This window comes from Streptococcus sp. 10824, from assembly GCF_013276595.1.
GTDB lineage: Bacteria > Bacillota > Bacilli > Lactobacillales > Streptococcaceae > Streptococcus > Streptococcus pseudopneumoniae.
Genome location: NZ_VMLH01000064.1, coordinates 1 through 16,016, shown reverse-complemented (window position 1 = coordinate 16,016; position 16,016 = coordinate 1). Strand labels below are relative to the sequence as shown.

Annotated in this window: 16 protein-coding genes, 1 pseudogene and 2 riboswitches; of the genes and pseudogenes, 2 read left to right on the top strand and 15 right to left on the bottom strand. The window is 40.7% G+C overall.

The window, feature by feature from the left end:
* Positions 1 to 116 precede the first annotated feature (116 nt).
* A pseudogene (locus HT701_RS06335) lies at positions 117 to 769 on the top strand (winged helix-turn-helix domain-containing protein); the annotation flags it as partial.
* A gap of 118 nt (positions 770 to 887) precedes the next feature.
* Here HT701_RS06335 and HT701_RS06330 read toward each other — a convergent pair.
* The 5 genes from HT701_RS06330 to HT701_RS06310 form a co-directional block, all read right to left on the bottom strand.
* On the bottom strand, positions 888 to 1,235 hold the full coding sequence (locus HT701_RS06330) for a VOC family protein (RefSeq protein ID WP_023941445.1): 348 nt from the start codon (positions 1,233 to 1,235) through the stop codon (positions 888 to 890).
* Positions 1,236 to 1,345: 110 nt separating this feature from the next.
* Entirely contained in the window at positions 1,346 to 3,121 is a 1,776-nt protein-coding gene (spxB, locus tag HT701_RS06325) for a pyruvate oxidase (RefSeq protein WP_023941447.1), read from the bottom strand.
* A gap of 205 nt (positions 3,122 to 3,326) precedes the next feature.
* On the bottom strand, positions 3,327 to 5,570 hold the full coding sequence (locus tag HT701_RS06320; protein ID WP_023935787.1) for a heavy metal translocating P-type ATPase: 2,244 nt from the start codon (positions 5,568 to 5,570) through the stop codon (positions 3,327 to 3,329).
* Between the two features lie 9 nt (positions 5,571 to 5,579).
* Positions 5,580 to 5,951 (bottom strand): cupredoxin domain-containing protein, encoded by a 372-nt coding sequence (locus HT701_RS06315; protein ID WP_000935054.1) that lies wholly within the window; start codon positions 5,949 to 5,951, stop codon positions 5,580 to 5,582.
* 10 nt (positions 5,952 to 5,961) lie between these two features.
* The gene (locus tag HT701_RS06310; RefSeq protein WP_050223498.1) at positions 5,962 to 6,357 is read right to left on the bottom strand and encodes a CopY/TcrY family copper transport repressor; all 396 of its coding nucleotides are present in this window, start codon (positions 6,355 to 6,357) and stop codon (positions 5,962 to 5,964) included.
* Positions 6,358 to 6,540: 183 nt separating this feature from the next.
* A riboswitch (TPP riboswitch) is annotated at positions 6,541 to 6,638 on the top strand.
* Positions 6,639 to 6,721: 83 nt separating this feature from the next.
* Here HT701_RS06310 and thiD point away from each other — a divergent pair.
* The gene (thiD, locus tag HT701_RS06305; RefSeq protein WP_000221735.1) at positions 6,722 to 7,513 is read left to right on the top strand and encodes a bifunctional hydroxymethylpyrimidine kinase/phosphomethylpyrimidine kinase; all 792 of its coding nucleotides are present in this window, start codon (positions 6,722 to 6,724) and stop codon (positions 7,511 to 7,513) included.
* A 205-nt stretch (positions 7,514 to 7,718) separates the two neighbouring features.
* Here thiD and thiE (HT701_RS06300) read toward each other — a convergent pair whose 3' ends face one another.
* The 10 genes from thiE (HT701_RS06300) to HT701_RS06255 all read right to left on the bottom strand — a co-directional run bounded on the left by thiE (HT701_RS06300) (position 7,719) and on the right by HT701_RS06255 (position 15,814).
* Positions 7,719 to 8,351, bottom strand: coding sequence for a thiamine phosphate synthase (thiE, locus tag HT701_RS06300; protein ID WP_054388068.1), 633 nt, complete (start codon positions 8,349 to 8,351; stop codon positions 7,719 to 7,721).
* Positions 8,344 to 9,147 carry a hydroxyethylthiazole kinase gene (locus HT701_RS06295; RefSeq protein WP_172931328.1) on the bottom strand — a complete coding sequence of 268 codons (804 nt, stop codon included), beginning with the start codon at positions 9,145 to 9,147 and terminating at the stop codon, positions 8,344 to 8,346. The genes thiE (HT701_RS06300) and HT701_RS06295 overlap by 8 nt, the downstream gene beginning before the upstream one ends.
* Positions 9,147 to 9,671 carry an energy coupling factor transporter S component ThiW gene (gene thiW / locus HT701_RS06290; protein ID WP_001225549.1) on the bottom strand — a complete coding sequence of 175 codons (525 nt, stop codon included), beginning with the start codon at positions 9,669 to 9,671 and terminating at the stop codon, positions 9,147 to 9,149. Before thiW ends, HT701_RS06295 begins: the two co-directional genes overlap by 1 nt.
* A 4-nt stretch (positions 9,672 to 9,675) precedes the next feature.
* Complete coding sequence (gene tenA / locus HT701_RS06285; protein ID WP_172931327.1) at positions 9,676 to 10,368, bottom strand: thiaminase II; 693 nt, start codon at positions 10,366 to 10,368, stop codon at positions 9,676 to 9,678.
* Positions 10,369 to 10,378: 10 nt separating this feature from the next.
* Positions 10,379 to 11,029 (bottom strand): energy-coupling factor transporter transmembrane component T, encoded by a 651-nt coding sequence (locus HT701_RS06280; protein ID WP_172931326.1) that lies wholly within the window; start codon positions 11,027 to 11,029, stop codon positions 10,379 to 10,381.
* A 1-nt stretch (position 11,030) separates the two neighbouring features.
* Positions 11,031 to 12,416, bottom strand: coding sequence for an ABC transporter ATP-binding protein (locus tag HT701_RS06275; protein WP_172931325.1), 1,386 nt, complete (start codon positions 12,414 to 12,416; stop codon positions 11,031 to 11,033).
* Entirely contained in the window at positions 12,417 to 12,977 is a 561-nt protein-coding gene (locus tag HT701_RS06270; protein WP_000915290.1) for an ECF transporter S component, read from the bottom strand.
* Positions 12,978 to 13,238: 261 nt separating this feature from the next.
* A riboswitch (TPP riboswitch) is annotated at positions 13,239 to 13,327 on the bottom strand.
* A 208-nt stretch (positions 13,328 to 13,535) separates the two neighbouring features.
* Positions 13,536 to 14,165 carry a thiamine phosphate synthase gene (gene thiE, locus HT701_RS06265; RefSeq protein WP_172931324.1) on the bottom strand — a complete coding sequence of 210 codons (630 nt, stop codon included), beginning with the start codon at positions 14,163 to 14,165 and terminating at the stop codon, positions 13,536 to 13,538.
* 1 nt (position 14,166) lies between these two features.
* Complete coding sequence (gene thiM / locus HT701_RS06260) at positions 14,167 to 14,949, bottom strand: hydroxyethylthiazole kinase (RefSeq protein ID WP_050262178.1); 783 nt, start codon at positions 14,947 to 14,949, stop codon at positions 14,167 to 14,169.
* A gap of 196 nt (positions 14,950 to 15,145) precedes the next feature.
* Entirely contained in the window at positions 15,146 to 15,814 is a 669-nt protein-coding gene (locus tag HT701_RS06255) for a TenA family protein (protein WP_166736729.1), read from the bottom strand.
* Between the last annotated feature and the right edge of the window lie 202 nt (positions 15,815 to 16,016).

Genomic DNA, 16,016 nt, shown 5'->3' with positions numbered 1-16,016 from the left:
AGACGTTTGTGATATTTGGCGTACGATGAATCTCTTAGGAGTTGTTCAATTTTTTGTGTTTCTTCGTTTGTAAGTTTCATAACTACTATTATAAGATGTTTTTTGATTTTAGGATAGTATTAGACTGTAATCAAACAACGATTTGGCCAACTGTAAAAAAATATGAGGAGTTCGGACGCGATTCTCTCCTTCAAGAAACACGTGGTTGTCGTAACCATGCATATATGACAATTGAGGAAGAGAAAGCCTTTCTTGCCCGTCATTTGAAGGCTGCAGAGGCAGGAGAATTTGTTACAATTGATGCCTTATTTCAGGCTTATACAAAGGAGTTAGATCCTTCCTACACACGTGATGCCTTCTATCAACTCTTGAAGCGCCATGGTTGGCGAAATATTAGGCCACGTCCAGAACATCCCAAGAAAGCAGACTCTCAAACCATTGTCGCGTCTAAAAATAAAATCTCAATTCAAGAAGACAAGAAAGCGCTTTAAAACCAGTAGGCATTTTCGTAAGGTTCGCTTGATGTACCAAGATGAGTCTGGTTTCGGTAGAATCAGTAAACTGGGATCTTGTTGGGCTTCAATGGGAGTAGGTCCACATGTCCATAGTCACCATATACGAGAATTTCGCTATTGTTATGGAGCTGTTGATGCCCATATTGGAAGATATCATGAATCAACTTCAAGATGTTATACAAGGACTGGAGAAGGAGGTGATAAAGTCCATCGTTAATCGGAGATGGAATAGAATGCTTTTTGAAAGCAGATGAGTATTATATGCAATTTCTTTATAATAAAAAGACCGGATTGCTCCGATCTTTTCAATAGTTCGTATTCTCAATTTCTGTTTTAAAAATAGCTAAGGTTAACGTCAAATGACTAAGCGTCCTATTTCATACGATAAAAATCAATCACTAGACCAGCAGGACCTTTTACAATCAAGGATTCTGTTCCCCAATCCGTTTCACAAGGACCGTGTAAAATCTCGACACCGATCTCTTTTAAACGTTGGTAATTCTGATTTAGATCCTCAACCTCGATATGAATAATGATTCCTGACTGAAAGTTTTCCAAAGGAACCAAATGATTTTGAGACAACATCAGACAGTGACTGCCAATCGTAAACTGAGCAAAACCATCATCAGCATAATCTGCCTTTTTATCCAATATATGCTCCAAGTCAGTACAGACTTGGGGAACATTTGAAACGATAATATCTAATTGATTTAAATTCATTTACTCTCCTCCATAAAAAGACCGGATTGCTCCGATCTTTTAAAGTTCCGCTCTATGAAAATCAAAGAATAAAGTCTACAAGTTTCATATTTGATTTTCGGCGAGAGGAATTATTTAATTGCGCGTGATTGCAACCCTTCTTCTTCCAAGAAGAGACGGAATGGTACGAGTTCTTCTGCTTCGTATTTTTCTTTGAAGGCTTTGATAGCTTCTTCTGAGTGAAGTTTTGGATCCAATTCAAGTACTTCTACTGGAAGTGGACGGTGTGGAGTGATGCGAGCATCGATCACAATAGTTTTACCTTCTTTGTTGAGTTTAACAGCTTCTGCAACAACTGCATCGATGTCTTCGATACGGTCAACTGTAAATCCTACAGCACCTTGCGCTTCAGCGATTTTCGCATAGTCAGCATTAGAGAAGTCACAACCAAACAAGTGTTTGTTTGTGTCTTCGTATTTGTCCTTGATGAAGGCATATTTACCATTTGAGAAGACAACGTTGATAACTGGAAGGTCGTATTGAACGTTTGTGATAACGTCTGGGTAGCACATGTTGAATGCACCGTCACCCATGATGTTCCATACTTGGCGATCTGGATTGTCTTTCTTAGCAGCGATACCACCAGGAAGGGCAATACCCATTGTCGCAAAGAGTGGAGATGTACGCCACATGTTCTTAGGTGTCATGTGAAGGTGACGAGTAGATGTTTGAGTAGTGTCACCTACGTCGATTGAGTAGATAGCGTCTTGATCAGCATGTTTGTTGATTGCATTGTAAACTTGATACAATTGCAATTCACCCTCAGTTTTACCTTCGAGTTTGTTCATGTAATCACGCCAGTTTTGGTTGTTCTTCACGTTTGCACGCCACCATGGAGTAGATTCAACTGGATTCACTTTGTCAAGGATTGCTTTGGCTGCTTGACCTGCATCACCAAGGATTGAAGCGTCAAGGGCGTGACGTTTACCAAGTTTGTAAGGGTCAATATCAACTTGAATGAATTTTTCAGTGTTCTTGAATGCTTCGTAAACTTCAGCAAATGGGAAGTTTGAACCAAGGAAAAGAACTGTGTCTGCTTCAAAGACCACTTCGTTGGCTGGCTTCCAACCAACACGGTAAGCAGAACCTGTCAAACCTTCATAGTTCCATTCGAAAGCTTCAAAGTTTTTACCAGTTGTGATAATTGGTGCTTTGATTTTACGTGACAATTCAGTGATCACTTCACCAGCTTTAACACCACCGTAACCAGCATAGATAACTGGACGTTCAGCATTGTTCAAGATTTCAACAGCTTTGTCGATTTCAACTTCGTTCAAAGCAGGAGCGATAAATGAACGCTCGTATGAACCTGATCCATAGTATGAGTTTTCGTCGATTTCTTGGAAACCAAAGTTTACTGGGATTTCAACAACAGCTGGACCTTTTTTAGAGACTGCAGCACGGCAAGCTTCGTCGATTACTTTTGGTAATTGCTCAGCGTAAGCTACGCGTTTGTTGTATACAGCGATACCGTTGTACATTGGGTTTTGGTTCAATTCTTGGAAAGCATCCATGTTCAATTCATTAACTGGACGTGATCCAAGGATTGCTAGGAATGGAGTGTTATCCATAGCTGCATCGTAAACACCGTTAATCAAGTGAGTCGCACCTGGACCACCTGAACCAACTGCAACCCCGATTGAGCCACCGAATTTAGCTTGCATAACCGCTGCAAGAGAACCTGTCTCTTCATGGCGAACTTGCAAGAAGCGGATATCTTTGTCTTCAGCCAAAGCGTCCATCAATGAGCTGAGTGTTCCTGATGGGATACCGTAGATTGTATCTACGCCCCATGTTTTCAATACGTTAAGCATTGCTGCAGATGCAGTAATTTTTCCTTGAGTCATAGTGATAACTCTCCTTCAATTTTTTAGACTTGGAGAATACGATTACATAGAATTGGAAACGTTCTCCAAATTTTTACTATTCCACTATATCATATTTATGTTGACTTTTCTAAAAATCTGCTCAAAACTCTCTACTTTCTATTCTAATACAGTTTTGAAAGTGCTATCATTCCTGTTTTATAACAAAGGAAACTAGTCATTACTTTTAGTCTATTTTACTAAAATTTAGCAGAAGGGAACTGGTCAGAACAGATACTGAACTAAAGGCCATGGCTAGACCTGCCAGTTCTGGGTTGAGGGCCAGTCCAACACCTGAAAAGACTCCTGCTGCTATCGGAATTCCAACGACATTGTAGATAAAGGCCCAGAAAAGATTGAGCAGAATTCTATTAAAAGTTTTCTTACTCATGTCAAAGGCACGAACCACTCCTAGGAGGTTATTGGTTGTCAACACTAAATCTGCCGACTCGATGGCGATATCTGTTCCAGCTCCCATAGCAATCCCCACATCTGCTACACTAAGGGCAGGAGCGTCATTGATACCATCCCCAACAAAGGCTACTTTGCCAGCCGCTTGTAGTTTATGGATTTCATGGGCTTTTTCTTCTGGCAAGACACCTGCAATGACCTCTTCGATTCCTATTTGATCTGCAATAGCACGCGCCACACCTGCATTGTCTCCTGTCAACATGACTGTTTTAAGGCCACGTTTTTTTAGCTGACTGATGGCTAGCTTGGCATTTTCCTTGGAAATATCTTGCAAAGCAAGCAAGCCTTTGATTTCATTGTCAACAGCCAAAAATACAACTGTCTTAGCTTCTTTTTCCAGTTCTTCGAGTTTATCTTGATAATTACTTGAAATATCCATACCATCCAGCATTTTAGCATTTCCAAGCAGAACTTGTTTTCCAGCTATTTGCCCTGAGACACCTTTTCCGTGCAAGGCTTGGAAATTTTCCACAGTATGAAGCTCAAATCCAGTTTCAGTCGCTCGCTTAACAATAGCCTCAGCCAGTGGGTGTTGAGAAGCTTCTTCCAGAGAGGCTGCCAATCCAAGCACTTCTGTCTCGTCGCCAATAATATCTGTGACCACAGGTTTCCCTTCCGTCAAAGTCCCGGTCTTATCAAAGACAAGAGTTTGAACTTTCTGGATTTCCTGTAGAACCATTCCATTTTTGAGGAGAACTCCCATCTTGGCACTGCGTCCTGTCCCTACCATAAGGGCTGTCGGTGTTGCGAGTCCCAAGGCACAAGGACAGGCGATAATCAAAACCGCCACTCCGTAGAGAAGAGAGGATACAAAGCTAGCTCCAAGTACGACCACACTATCCCTGAGCAAGACAAACCAAACCCAAAAGGTCACAATCCCTAAAATAACAACTGCTGGGACAAAAATGCCTGAAATTTTATCCGTCAAGTCCTGAATCGGCGCACGACTTGTCTGAGCTTTCTTCACAAAATCCACAATCTGAGCCAAAACAGTCTCTGAACCAACTTTTTCTGCTCTAAAAACAAGTGTTCCACTATTATTGATAGTTGAGCCAATGACAGTATCTCCAACTGTTTTATCCACTGGTAGGCTCTCACCTGTCACCATAGACTCGTCAATACTAGAGATACCTTCTACTACGACACCATCAACCGCAATCTTTTCACCGGGACGCACTCGAATCAGGTCACCTACCTTGACTTGCTCCAAGGGGACTTGAACATAGTTATCCTCACGCAAGACTTCTGCAGTTTTAGCCTGCAAATCCAGTAATTTCTCCACAGCTTGGGAAGTATTTTTCCGCATTTTCTCCTCAAAAACGGCTCCCAAAAGAACGAAGAAGAAGATAAATGCAGCACTTTCAAAGTAAACGGGGAGACCAGCGAAGAGGGCAACTAAGCTATAGCCATAGGCTACTAGGGTTCCCAGCGCAACCAAGGTATCCATGTTGGCATTGTGCTTTTTAAAACTAGCCCAAGCACTTTGGATATAAGGACCACCTGCTACTAGCATAATCGGTGTTGTGGCTAAAAAGGTGCCCCAACGCAGGACTTGGTGACTAATTCCTCCTGTCGACATCCCAATCATGAGGATCACAAGAGGCACAGTAAAGATACTAGTAATCCAAAAACGCTGGATAAGTGATAAAGATTTTCGAGTCTTCTCAACAACTGTATAACTTCCCTTTTGCATCTTCATACCACAAGAAAATTCATGTTGACCTAATTCTTGAGGGGTAAAACGAATTGTCTTCTCTTCATCCACGCCGATTGGTTCCAAGAGGCCTTCTTCTTCAAACAGAATTTCCTTATAACAGTTTGAAGGTGTCACACGGTGAAAGGTGATCTCAGCAGGAACTCCTTTTTGCAGTTGAATGTGGGCTGGATGGTAGCCTTTGTCTGCTGTGATACGGATTTTTTGAACACCATTTTCAAGACTTGCTTTTACAATTTCAGTCATATCATTCTCCTATTCTACAATCATCTTACCGTGCATCATATTCATGCCACAAGAGAAACCATACTCTCCAGCCTGCTCAGGCGTGATTTCCACTATATACTCTTCCCCCATAGGTAGGTCCGCATGTACACCAAAATCTGGAAAAACAATTTGATCCAGACAGGGTGAAGGATCCTTGCGGTCAAAGACAATGCGGGCTGGCACTGATTTCTTGAGAATAATCAACTCAGGCGTATAGCCTCCCATGACTTCCACTCGAATCTCTTGGTAGCCCTTTTTTTGCTGGGCCTTTTGTCCAGATTTTTCAGGCTTTTTGAAAAACCAAAACAAGATAAACGCGATAAGGGCAATACAAATAATGGTTACAATACTATTTAACATGACGTCTCCTTTACATACAATTACATTTTACTTCTGTCATAGCGTTTGATTTCTTCTCAGAAATCACAGCTTCCAAGTCTTCCAAGTCAGCCTGAGTAAAATCACATTCAGTAATCAAATCAGCCAACAAGTTCTTAATCCTACGGGAACAAACCTTGTCCTTGATATCTTGGACAAGTAAATCCCGACTTTGATCCAAAGTTAAAAGGGCTGAATAGACAAAGGACTTGCCTTCTTTTTTCCGAGTCAAACACTCTTTCTCAACCAGACGAGCCAAAAGTGTCTGAACTGTGGACTTGGACCAGTCAAACCGCTCCGCCAGAACCCTGATCAAATCCGTACTGGTCTGCTCCCCCTGCATCCAAATAATCTTCATGACCTGCCATTCTGCATCTGAAATCTGCATCATCACACCTCCAAAATCTACATTTGTCGATTACAATTGTCAGTATACTCTTAAAATCTACAATTGTCAATTATTAAAATGCTTATTACTTCTAAAAATAAATTTTTAACTATTTAGTAAACAATTTTCAGTCAAATATTACTATATAAACAATAAAAATATGCTATACTAAAGAAAAAAGAAAACAACCACTAGGGGTGCGTAAAGCTGAGATTAACGACTGTTAGACCCTTTGACTCAATCTAGGTAATGCTAGCTGATGGAAGTGGAAATGATAATGGGGACTAGCAGTCTTCTATTGCCTTCCTGAAACAGATTAGCTTGTTCTTAAGAATACAAACTTCAGTTGGTTGGGAGGTTTTAGATGACTTATTTACCCGTTGCTTTGACCATTGCAGGTACTGACCCTAGTGGTGGTGCTGGCATTATGGCTGACTTAAAGTCGTTCCAAGCTAGAGATGTCTATGGAATGGCTGTTGTAACCAGTCTTGTCGCTCAAAATACCAGAGGTGTTCAATTGATCGAGCACGTTTCTCCTCAAATGTTGAAAGCCCAATTGGACAGTGTCTTTTCTGATATTCCACCTCAGGCTGTAAAAACTGGGATGTTGGCAACTACCGAAATCATGGAAATCATCCAGCCCTATCTTAAAAAGCTGGATTGTCCCTATGTTTTAGATCCAGTTATGGTAGCGACTAGCGGAGATGCCTTGATCGACTCAGTTGCTAGAGACTATCTCAAAACAAACCTGCTTCCCCTTGCAACCATTATCACGCCCAATCTTCCTGAGGCAGAAGAGATTGTTGGTTTTTCAATCCATGACCCCGAAGACATGCAGCGTGCTGGTCGCCTGATTTTAAAAGAATTTGGTCCTCAGTCCGTTGTTATTAAAGGCGGGCATCTCGAAGGCGGTGCCAAGGATTTCCTCTTTACCAAGGATGATCAATTTGTCTGGGAAAGCCCACGAATTCAAACCTGTCACACCCATGGTACTGGATGTACCTTTGCTGCAGTGATTACGGCTGAACTAGCCAAGGGCAAGAGCCTTTACCAGGCAGTTGATAAGGCCAAGGCCTTTATCACAAAAGCCATCCAAGACGCCCCTCAACTCGGTCATGGTTCTGGCCCAGTCAACCATACAAGCTTTAAAGATTAAGAAAACTCTCTAGTTCCCACTTTAAGGGAATTAGAGAGTTTTTATACTCTTCGAAAATCTCTTCAAACTACGTCAGCTTCCATCTGCAACCTCAAAACACTGTTTTGAGCTGACTTCGTCAGTCTTATCTAAAACCTCAAGGCAGGGCTTGGGGCAAGCTGCGGCTAGCTTTCTAGTTTGCTCTTTGATTTTCATTGAGTATTAGTTAGGAAATAATGTCATGCAACTTTGTTAAAAAGGCTTGCGTTTTTGCCTCAATATCTTCTGCTTGCATCAAATCACGCACTACAGCTACACCAGCTATACCCGTGCCCATAAGCTGATCAATATTCTCTGATGTCAAGCCGCCAATAGCAACTACTGGAATGGCGACCGTTTGACAAATTGTTTTCAAGGTTGAAATCAGGGTGATAGGTGCATTTTCCTTGGTGGTAGTTGGGAAAATGGCTCCTGTCCCCAAGTAATCTGCACCTGATGTTTCTGCTTCCAGAGCTCTTTTAACCGTTTTAGCGGTGACACCTAGGATTTTATCAGGTCCCAAGACTTGTCGGGCAACCGAAACGGGTAATTCATCATCTCCGATATGCAGACCTGCTGCATCAACCGCAAGACAAACATCCAACCGATCATCGATTATCAAGGGTACCTGATAAGCATCTGTTATTTCCTTGACTTGTTTTGCCAGCTGATAATATTGATTGGTTGTGAGATTTTTTTCTCGCAATTGGACTATGGTAACCCCTGAACGGCAGGCCGTCTCAACTTTTGCAAGAAAGCTTTCCACGGAATCTTGATAACGATTGGTTACCAGATATAGTCTAAGTGCTTCTCTATTCATAAACCTCTCCTTTGATGGTATCTAGCCAATTTTCATCTCTTTTGAGGAGCGAAAGCTGATTGAGTACTTGGTAACGAAATTCTTCCAATCCCATTCCTTGAACAACTATTTTCTCAGCAGCGATATTGAGATAAGAGACTGCTAAGCAAGAAGCTTCAAAACCAGTCTTTCCTTGGCTGAGAAAAACGGCTGTTAAGGCTCCAACCAAATCTCCTGTCCCTGTTATCCAGTCTAATTCTGCACAGCCATTTCCCAGTAAAGCAACCTGATTCTTCGAAACGATGAGGTCCTTGGGACCTGTGACTAAGAATGACATACCAGGATAGGTCTGACACCAGTCTTTCAAGACTTGAAGTAAATCCTCCGTTTCTTGATCTTTAGCACTCGCATCGACCCCAACGCCGTGATGTTTTAAGCCAACAAGACTTCGAATTTCTGACATATTTCCTTTAAGTACCGTAGGTCTATAGTCTAAAATGTCTTTAACTAAGCTCTTACGAATGGGCGACGCTGATACACCCACCGCATCTACTACCATCGGGAGAGAAGATTGGTTTGCATACGAAGCTGCCATGCGGATTGCTTTTTCCTTCCCAGCAGACAAATGCCCCAAATTGATGAAGAGGGCCTGGCTTTGCTTAGTAAAATCAAGAACCTCACGGGGATCATCTGCCATGACAGGTTTGCATCCCAGTGCCAAAATCCCATTTGCCAGCATCTCACAAGAAATCTCATTGGTAATACAGTGAACGAGGGAACTAGAGCCTATAGGAAAAGGATTTGTAAATGCCTGCATCAGTCTATCCTTTCAGCAAAGAAATATCCTTGCACTTTTTTAAAGAATTCCTGCTTGATTAAAAATCGAAAGGCAATAAAGGAAATCGCTGTACCAATCAAGGTTGCTCCGAAAAATCGAGGAGTGTAGATAAACCAGCTAAGCTTAGCAGCCGATCCTGTAAAGAGAACCATAACAGGATAGGAAACAATAGAACCAATGATACCTGTTCCCAAAATCTCTCCTAGAGCAGAATAGTGAAATTTTCGACCGTACTTATAAAAGAGACCTGCTAGAAGGGCTCCAAAAGTCGCTCCTGTGAGAGCTAAAGGCGGAATCCCTTGAGTCGTCATACGGATAAAGGCTGTCACTGTAGCCATAGCCAAAGCATAAACAGGTCCCATCATGATTCCTGCTAGAATATTGACTACACTGGACATCGGTGCCATTCCCTCAATCCGAAAGATAGGCGTAAGGACTACATCAAGGGCAATCATCATGGATAAAATAGTTAATTTGTGAACTTGCAATTGGTGCTTTCTCATGTTTCTATTCTTCTCCTTTTTCTAAAGACTGTAAATCACTCTTCCATGTCTGGTGTTGGTAAGCCATCTCCCAAAACTTGGCTTCCATGTGAACACTGATGTGGAAGGCATCTAGCATTTTTTTCTTGTCTGTCTCATCACTTTCGCGATAGAGTTGATTGACCAGCGCTCCCTCCTCTCTGATCTGCTGCTCTAACTCATCCGTAATATAAGTTTCAATCCATTGTTGGTAGAGAGGATTTGGTGATGGTTTAAGATTAAGTGATTTGCCTATATCATGATATAGCCAAGGACAAGGCAGCAAGCTCGCAAAAGCAATGCCCAAGTTTAGCTCTGCAAATTGACGATAAATGTGAGAGATATAATGATAGCAGGTTGGAGCGATTGGATGTTGCTCCATTTCCTGATCGCTGATTTCCAATTCCTTGAAAAATTGTTGGCGGATAAATAACTCACCTTCCACTAGACTCTGAGCATTTTGTTTCAAGAGTCTTTTCATCTCTTGATTTGAAGTCTTATCAGCCAAGAGGTGATAGGCTTCTGAGAAGGCCTTCAAATAGTAGGCATCCTGAATCAAGTAATAGCGAAAGATGGACGAGTCTAAATTTCCCTCTTGCAACTGTAAAACAAAGGGGTGATGAAAGGAAGCCTGCCAAGCTTCCTTGGATAATTCCATCGCAATATCTGTAAATTCCATAATAACTCCTTTATAAAAATAGACTGGTTTGAAGCAATAAAAAGAACAGCAGGTAGATGAATATTGTCCTTTGAGGAATATAAAAAGTCCGATAGCGATTCTCCACCTGTGCATGTTCGTCATATCCATGCGCCGATAGAGCTCTCAGGTAAAGATGGCGCCACCTAAAGACTGTCATCAGAACCTTGCTGTAAATCAAGGGCGACCAAAAATGTAGTTCTTGACCGCGTAATAGGCAAGCTTCTTTGAGGGATTTTATTTCTTTCTGGATAAGGGGAAAGGAATTGAATACCACAATCAAGGCATAGGCCCATGACCGTGATAACCCCTTTTGAGCCAAGTACAAGAGAAGCTCTTTTAGTGAAATAGAGGAAATAAAGACAAGTCCGATACAAACTGTCACAAAGGCCCTCGTTCCAAGCATGACTGCCTGCGAAGCATCCCCATGTAACTGAACTGCCCAGTAGTTGGCAAAGGATGGCAAAATGGCAAGCAGAATCATCCAAGCCAATACTTTAAATCTACGGTAATAGAGCATAAAGAGAATACAAAATGCGACTACCGAAAGATTCAGAGCAATCGAAGGAATAAAAGATGTTTCCAAGGATAAAATCAGCAAGAAGAGACTGATAATCGGTGTCTGGGTTGCTACTTTGACCATACTATCTCACCTCCCCTTGGATATTGCTACTCTGAGATGTAAGTGGTTTGGTAATGGTCACTTCTTTCACATGACGAAGACCCTGACCAGTCATCTCAATCCAATAATCAACCACAGAGATCAAGGGATCCAAACGATGGTTAATGATCAGAAAACTTCTTCCTTGATTTCTCTCCTCCACAATCCACTGACAAAAATAATGGCAGGCTCTATCATCCAAACCAGCAAAAGGTTCATCTAGTAAAATCACAGAAGACTTGCTGGTCAAGATGGTCAAGAGCTGAAGAATCTTTTGCTGGCCACCACTTAATTGATAGGGACTCTTATCGAGTGCCTGCTCCAAATCAAAATATCGTAAAGCTTGAAAAATCCGCTGATTTCTTTCAGAATCAGGTCCATCTAATTGAAGTTCCTCTCGCAGACTGACTCGGATAAACTGCTTCTCAGCTTCCTGAACAACACCCGTCAGGTCACGGTACAAACTCTTTTTCTTTTTCAGGACTGTCCCCTTCCAAGTAATGCGCCCCTTATACTTTTGAAATTGAAGAATAGACCGAAAGAGGGTTGATTTCCCGACACCATTATCACCCAAGATACAGGAAATTCCTTGGTAAAATGTAAAATCCGCAATCGAAAAGAGGGAGCGCTTATCCAGCTCACAAGTCATTCGATCCATATGGAATAGTTCTGGACTAGAAGCAACCTCCTTTGAAGCAACCTGTGTCATCTCAGAGGAAGGGATTTGAAACACTTCCCTTAGTTGTCCGTCTCTTAGCTCCACCATATGGTCGATATAGGCTTCATAATCAGATAAATCATGGTCGCACAAAATAACTGTCTTCCCATTAGAGACCAACTCTTTTAGAATCTCCAATATCTCTATCCTACTCTTGCGATCAATGGAAGCAAAGGGCTCATCCAAAAGATAGACCCTAGGATTCATAGCAAAGAGAACAGCCAAAGCAGCCTTTTGCTTTTCCCCACCTGATAAGTGATGAATTGGACGGTGCAAGATGTCCTTGCAACGACATTGCTGGACAACCTCTGCTATTTTAGAGTCAATTTCCTGAACGGGATGCCCAATATTTTCCAAGGTAAAAACCAGCTCCTCAAACAAATTCTCCATGGTAAACTGATGATTGGGATTTTGAAAGAGAATACCAACCGTTTGGACACGTTCGATGATAGAAAGCTGACTGACTTCGCTCCCATCTATCAGTACTTGACCGCTATAGGGAAGAGAACTAACTTGGGCAATAACTTGAAAGAGGCTGGATTTTCCTGAACCACTGCTCCCAACTAACAAGGTAAAGGCTTGCGCATGAAAAGTAAAATCAAGCGGTTCCGAAAAAATTGAGGACTGAATCTCCCGTAATTCCAGACCCATCTATGCCTTTCCTCCAGTTGCAAACTGATGATAGAGTTTGACAATGGCACGAACCAAAATGGTACAGAAGAAATAAACAGAAATAAAACGTACTACAAGTAAGGAAAGAACAAAAGGAAGTGAAAAGGCGTAGTAACCTAACTTAATGTACTCATAGACAAAGCTAACAAGCGTAATCCCAATACTATTGGCAGTTAGAGAGAGCCAACTTTCATAGCGATTCTTGGTTACGATAAAACCAAGTTCACTTCCCAAACCTTGAACCAAGCCAGACAAAAGGGCACCTAGACCGAATTGGCTACCATAAAGAACTTCAGCAAGCGCAGCTAGCACTTCACCAATTGTTGCACTTCCAACTCTTGGAACAAAGATGGCAGCAATGGGCGCAGCCATACACCAGAGACCAAAGAGGATTTCATTGGCAAAGGCCTGCAAACCAAGAGGTGTTAAGAGTAGACTGAGAATATTATACACATATCCTGAACCAACGAAAACCCCACCAAAAAAGATAGACAAGAAAGCAAGCAAGATAACATCTTTTAACTGCCATTTTTTCAACATAAAAAACTCCTTTTTTAAAAGAAAAGTGGGGCACTCAAGAAGACCGACCTAAATACTTTGTATAGCAGACTGAATTTAGAACAGTACACAAGAATGCTAAAATATTTCTAGAAATTAATTTGAATTTTCTAATTGATTTGTTCGCATCTTATTTCAATCTACTATATCATCTTCATCCAGTTTCGTAAAAGAAAAAACTCTAATTACAGATAGGAATTAGAGTTCAGCTTACAAGATTAGACCGTTCTTTTCGACATACGAAAAAAACATTTCACATTTCCCTTCGCCAGTCTTAACTGTATCAGGTTCAATGGGTATCATCTCAGCCTAAAGCACCCCAAATGCCTTTATTATTTAATTATGTGATTATTATAACACACATTTTATACTAGTTCAAGAAATTGAACTGGAAATACAGCCTTGCACTCACAAAGACAGCAGATCTTTCTTTTGCAAAAAACAAATGACCTGTTTGATGAATTAGCCATTCAAGCTGAATCTAGACATAGCTTTTTAAAAAAGGAAAATCCTACTTACTTAGAATCCAAGGATAGATATCTATTGTTCACTCATTTCCCGAACAGTTTTTTCTATATTTTTTGCATACGATATTGCCGAAATGATTGAAACGCCATCCATATTGGTCTTTATAATGTCTTTAATATGTTTCGTCTGTATCCCACCAATTGCAACTAAGGGCATTTGTGGCAATAGTTTTCTCATCAATTTAAGACCTTCATAACCTATAGCGCCACCAGCATCATCTTTTGACTGGGTATCAAATACAGGACCAACACCAACATAATCTACATATTCAACTTTTGACTGTTGAAATTCTTTCTCGTTTTTTATAGAAAGACCAATTATTTTATCTGGCATCAATTTTCTAATTTCATCAACTCCAAGGTCATCTTGTCCTACATGTACGCCATCAGCATCTATTTCCAATGCTAACTCAATATCATCATTAACGATAAATGGAACATTGTATTTTTTACAAAGATCCTGTAGTTTAATTGCTAATTCGACTTTTTCTTTACCTTCTAAGGCTCCCTCCCCTTTTTCACGAAATTGAAATAAGGTTATACCACCTTTTAAGGCTTCCTCAACGACTCTATATAGATCTTTACCTTGGCAAGTAGTCGTTCCACAAATAAAATATAGTTTTAGTAATTCTTTATGAAACATTTTACTTCACTCTTTTGAATTCCTTTACATCTTCATCTGAAATCTCGTATAAGGCATTCATAAATTCAACTTTAAATGTTCCAGGAAGATGTCCATTTGGACGTTTTTCTGCCATTTCTCCAGCGATATTGTAAACCAACATTGCTGTTTCTAATGATTTCAATTCTTGACCTTTTTCTAGTCCGATAAAGCTTGCTACCACTGCCCCTAATAAACATCCTGTCCCAATGACTTTTGGCATCATGGCACTACCATTATGAATCGTTACCACTTCTCCATTAACAGCAATCGCATCAACTTCTCCAGTCACTACTATTGGAATATGAAACTTAGCGTTGGCTGCTAGAGCAATCTCATCAATATTATCCACACCAGCACTATCTACTCCTTTAGATGCCACATTTATACCTACTAAAGAAGCAATCTCTCCAGCATTCCCCCTAATCGCAGCTAGTTTGTAATTGTTGATTAAATCATCTGCTACTTTTTTTCTATATTCTCCTGCTCCACAGGCTACAGGATCTAAAACTGCTGGGACATTATATTTCTCTGCAATTTTCAGAGCAGCTTGGTATAATTTCCAATTATCATCCGTTAAAGTCCCAATGTTAATCAATAATCCTCCAGCATATTTTAATAGATCTTCTAAGTCTGCTGGGTACTCGCTCATAGCTGGTGATGCACCTAGTGCTACTAATCCATTTGCTGTGAAATTTTTTACCACATCATTGGTGATGCAAATGACCAATGGTGCTTTTTCTTTTAATAATTTTAAACTTGTCATATTGAATTCCTTCCTTTTCACTTTATACGATCTACTGATTTCGGTTTATCTCTATCTTTCGTTAAGAAATTTTTCAGTTACATTGAATGATTTATACTCAATGAAAATCAAAGAACAAACTAGGAAGCTAACCGCAGGTTGCTCAAANNTTCGAAGAGTATTAACTCATCAAATTTGTAAATATCATGAGCCTTCTCTAGGCATCATAACCAATATCAAAAAAGGCTAATTCTAAAGCGACCGCTTGATTCCAGCGTTGCTGAAGCTCTGTCAAATCTTCTCGACCTTTTCCGACACGATTGAGTTCGTCAACCAGAAATTGAACCCACTCTGCAAAGAAAGGACCTCTGTGGAGATTGATCCATTCCGAATGAATATAGGCTTCAGGAAGAGCCAAAGCTTTAGAACCCCAGTCTAAATAGAGTCCTTCTGCAATGACCAGCATGACCAAAAGATGGGCATAGTCTGATGAAGCCACTGCCGAGTACATTAGATTCTGAAAGGCTTTTGTTACAGGGTGCAAGCTCACTTCTAGATAGTCATTCTCAGATACGTTTAACTCTTTGAAAGCCTTTTGGAAATAGCCATCTTCATCTGCTTCAAGAAAGCCTAGTTGTTTGGCAAAACGAAGCTTGGATTCAAGCTGGTCTGCGTGGGCTACGCAGGAAGCCAACATGGATAAAAAGGCATCAAAGAAGTGATAATCTTGAATCAGGTAGTCTTTTAAGGCCTTATTCTCAATTGTCCCTGCAAAAAGTTCCTTAACAAAACGATGATTGATTGCAGCCTGCCAATCCTTCTGACTGCTTTTTAATAATTCTCCAACAGTCAAACCTGGCTGAAATGCATAAACCTGTGTTTCCATATTTACTTCTCCTCTCTTTACTTGTTAGTAATTAATAAAACACCAAGAAATACCAAGTAAAATCGTAATTCCACTTGATCCTTTTAAAGAACATCGAGGGCATTTGCAGAGAGCTACCTAAACAAGCCTACCCAGTTTTATATAAACAAAAAAACTCCAATTACAATCAAGAATTAGAGTTGACTTACAAGATTAGACCGTT

What these genes read in the sequence shown, in the direction of transcription:
- HT701_RS06275 (WP_172931325.1), bottom strand. Translation starts at nt 12,416, where the DNA reads ATGGGTCTGGAATTACGGGAGATTCAGTCCTCAATTTTTTCGGAACCG.
- spxB (WP_023941447.1), bottom strand. Translation starts at nt 3,121, where the DNA reads ATGACTCAAGGAAAAATTACTGCATCTGCAGCAATGCTTAACGTATTG.
- thiD (WP_000221735.1), top strand. Translation starts at nt 6,722, where the DNA reads ATGACTTATTTACCCGTTGCTTTGACCATTGCAGGTACTGACCCTAGT.
- HT701_RS06330 (WP_023941445.1), bottom strand. Translation starts at nt 1,235, where the DNA reads ATGAATTTAAATCAATTAGATATTATCGTTTCAAATGTTCCCCAAGTC.
- thiE (WP_172931324.1), bottom strand. Translation starts at nt 14,165, where the DNA reads ATGTTTCATAAAGAATTACTAAAACTATATTTTATTTGTGGAACGACT.
- HT701_RS06310 (WP_050223498.1), bottom strand. Translation starts at nt 6,357, where the DNA reads ATGCAGATTTCAGATGCAGAATGGCAGGTCATGAAGATTATTTGGATG.
- HT701_RS06255 (WP_166736729.1), bottom strand. Translation starts at nt 15,814, where the DNA reads ATGGAAACACAGGTTTATGCATTTCAGCCAGGTTTGACTGTTGGAGAA.
- HT701_RS06320 (WP_023935787.1), bottom strand. Translation starts at nt 5,570, where the DNA reads ATGACTGAAATTGTAAAAGCAAGTCTTGAAAATGGTGTTCAAAAAATC.
- tenA (WP_172931327.1), bottom strand. Translation starts at nt 10,368, where the DNA reads ATGGAATTTACAGATATTGCGATGGAATTATCCAAGGAAGCTTGGCAG.
- thiE (WP_054388068.1), bottom strand. Translation starts at nt 8,351, where the DNA reads ATGAATAGAGAAGCACTTAGACTATATCTGGTAACCAATCGTTATCAA.
- HT701_RS06295 (WP_172931328.1), bottom strand. Translation starts at nt 9,147, where the DNA reads ATGCAGGCATTTACAAATCCTTTTCCTATAGGCTCTAGTTCCCTCGTT.
- thiM (WP_050262178.1), bottom strand. Translation starts at nt 14,949, where the DNA reads ATGACAAGTTTAAAATTATTAAAAGAAAAAGCACCATTGGTCATTTGC.
- HT701_RS06280 (WP_172931326.1), bottom strand. Translation starts at nt 11,029, where the DNA reads ATGGTCAAAGTAGCAACCCAGACACCGATTATCAGTCTCTTCTTGCTG.
- HT701_RS06315 (WP_000935054.1), bottom strand. Translation starts at nt 5,951, where the DNA reads ATGTTAAATAGTATTGTAACCATTATTTGTATTGCCCTTATCGCGTTT.
- HT701_RS06270 (WP_000915290.1), bottom strand. Translation starts at nt 12,977, where the DNA reads ATGTTGAAAAAATGGCAGTTAAAAGATGTTATCTTGCTTGCTTTCTTG.
- thiW (WP_001225549.1), bottom strand. Translation starts at nt 9,671, where the DNA reads ATGAGAAAGCACCAATTGCAAGTTCACAAATTAACTATTTTATCCATG.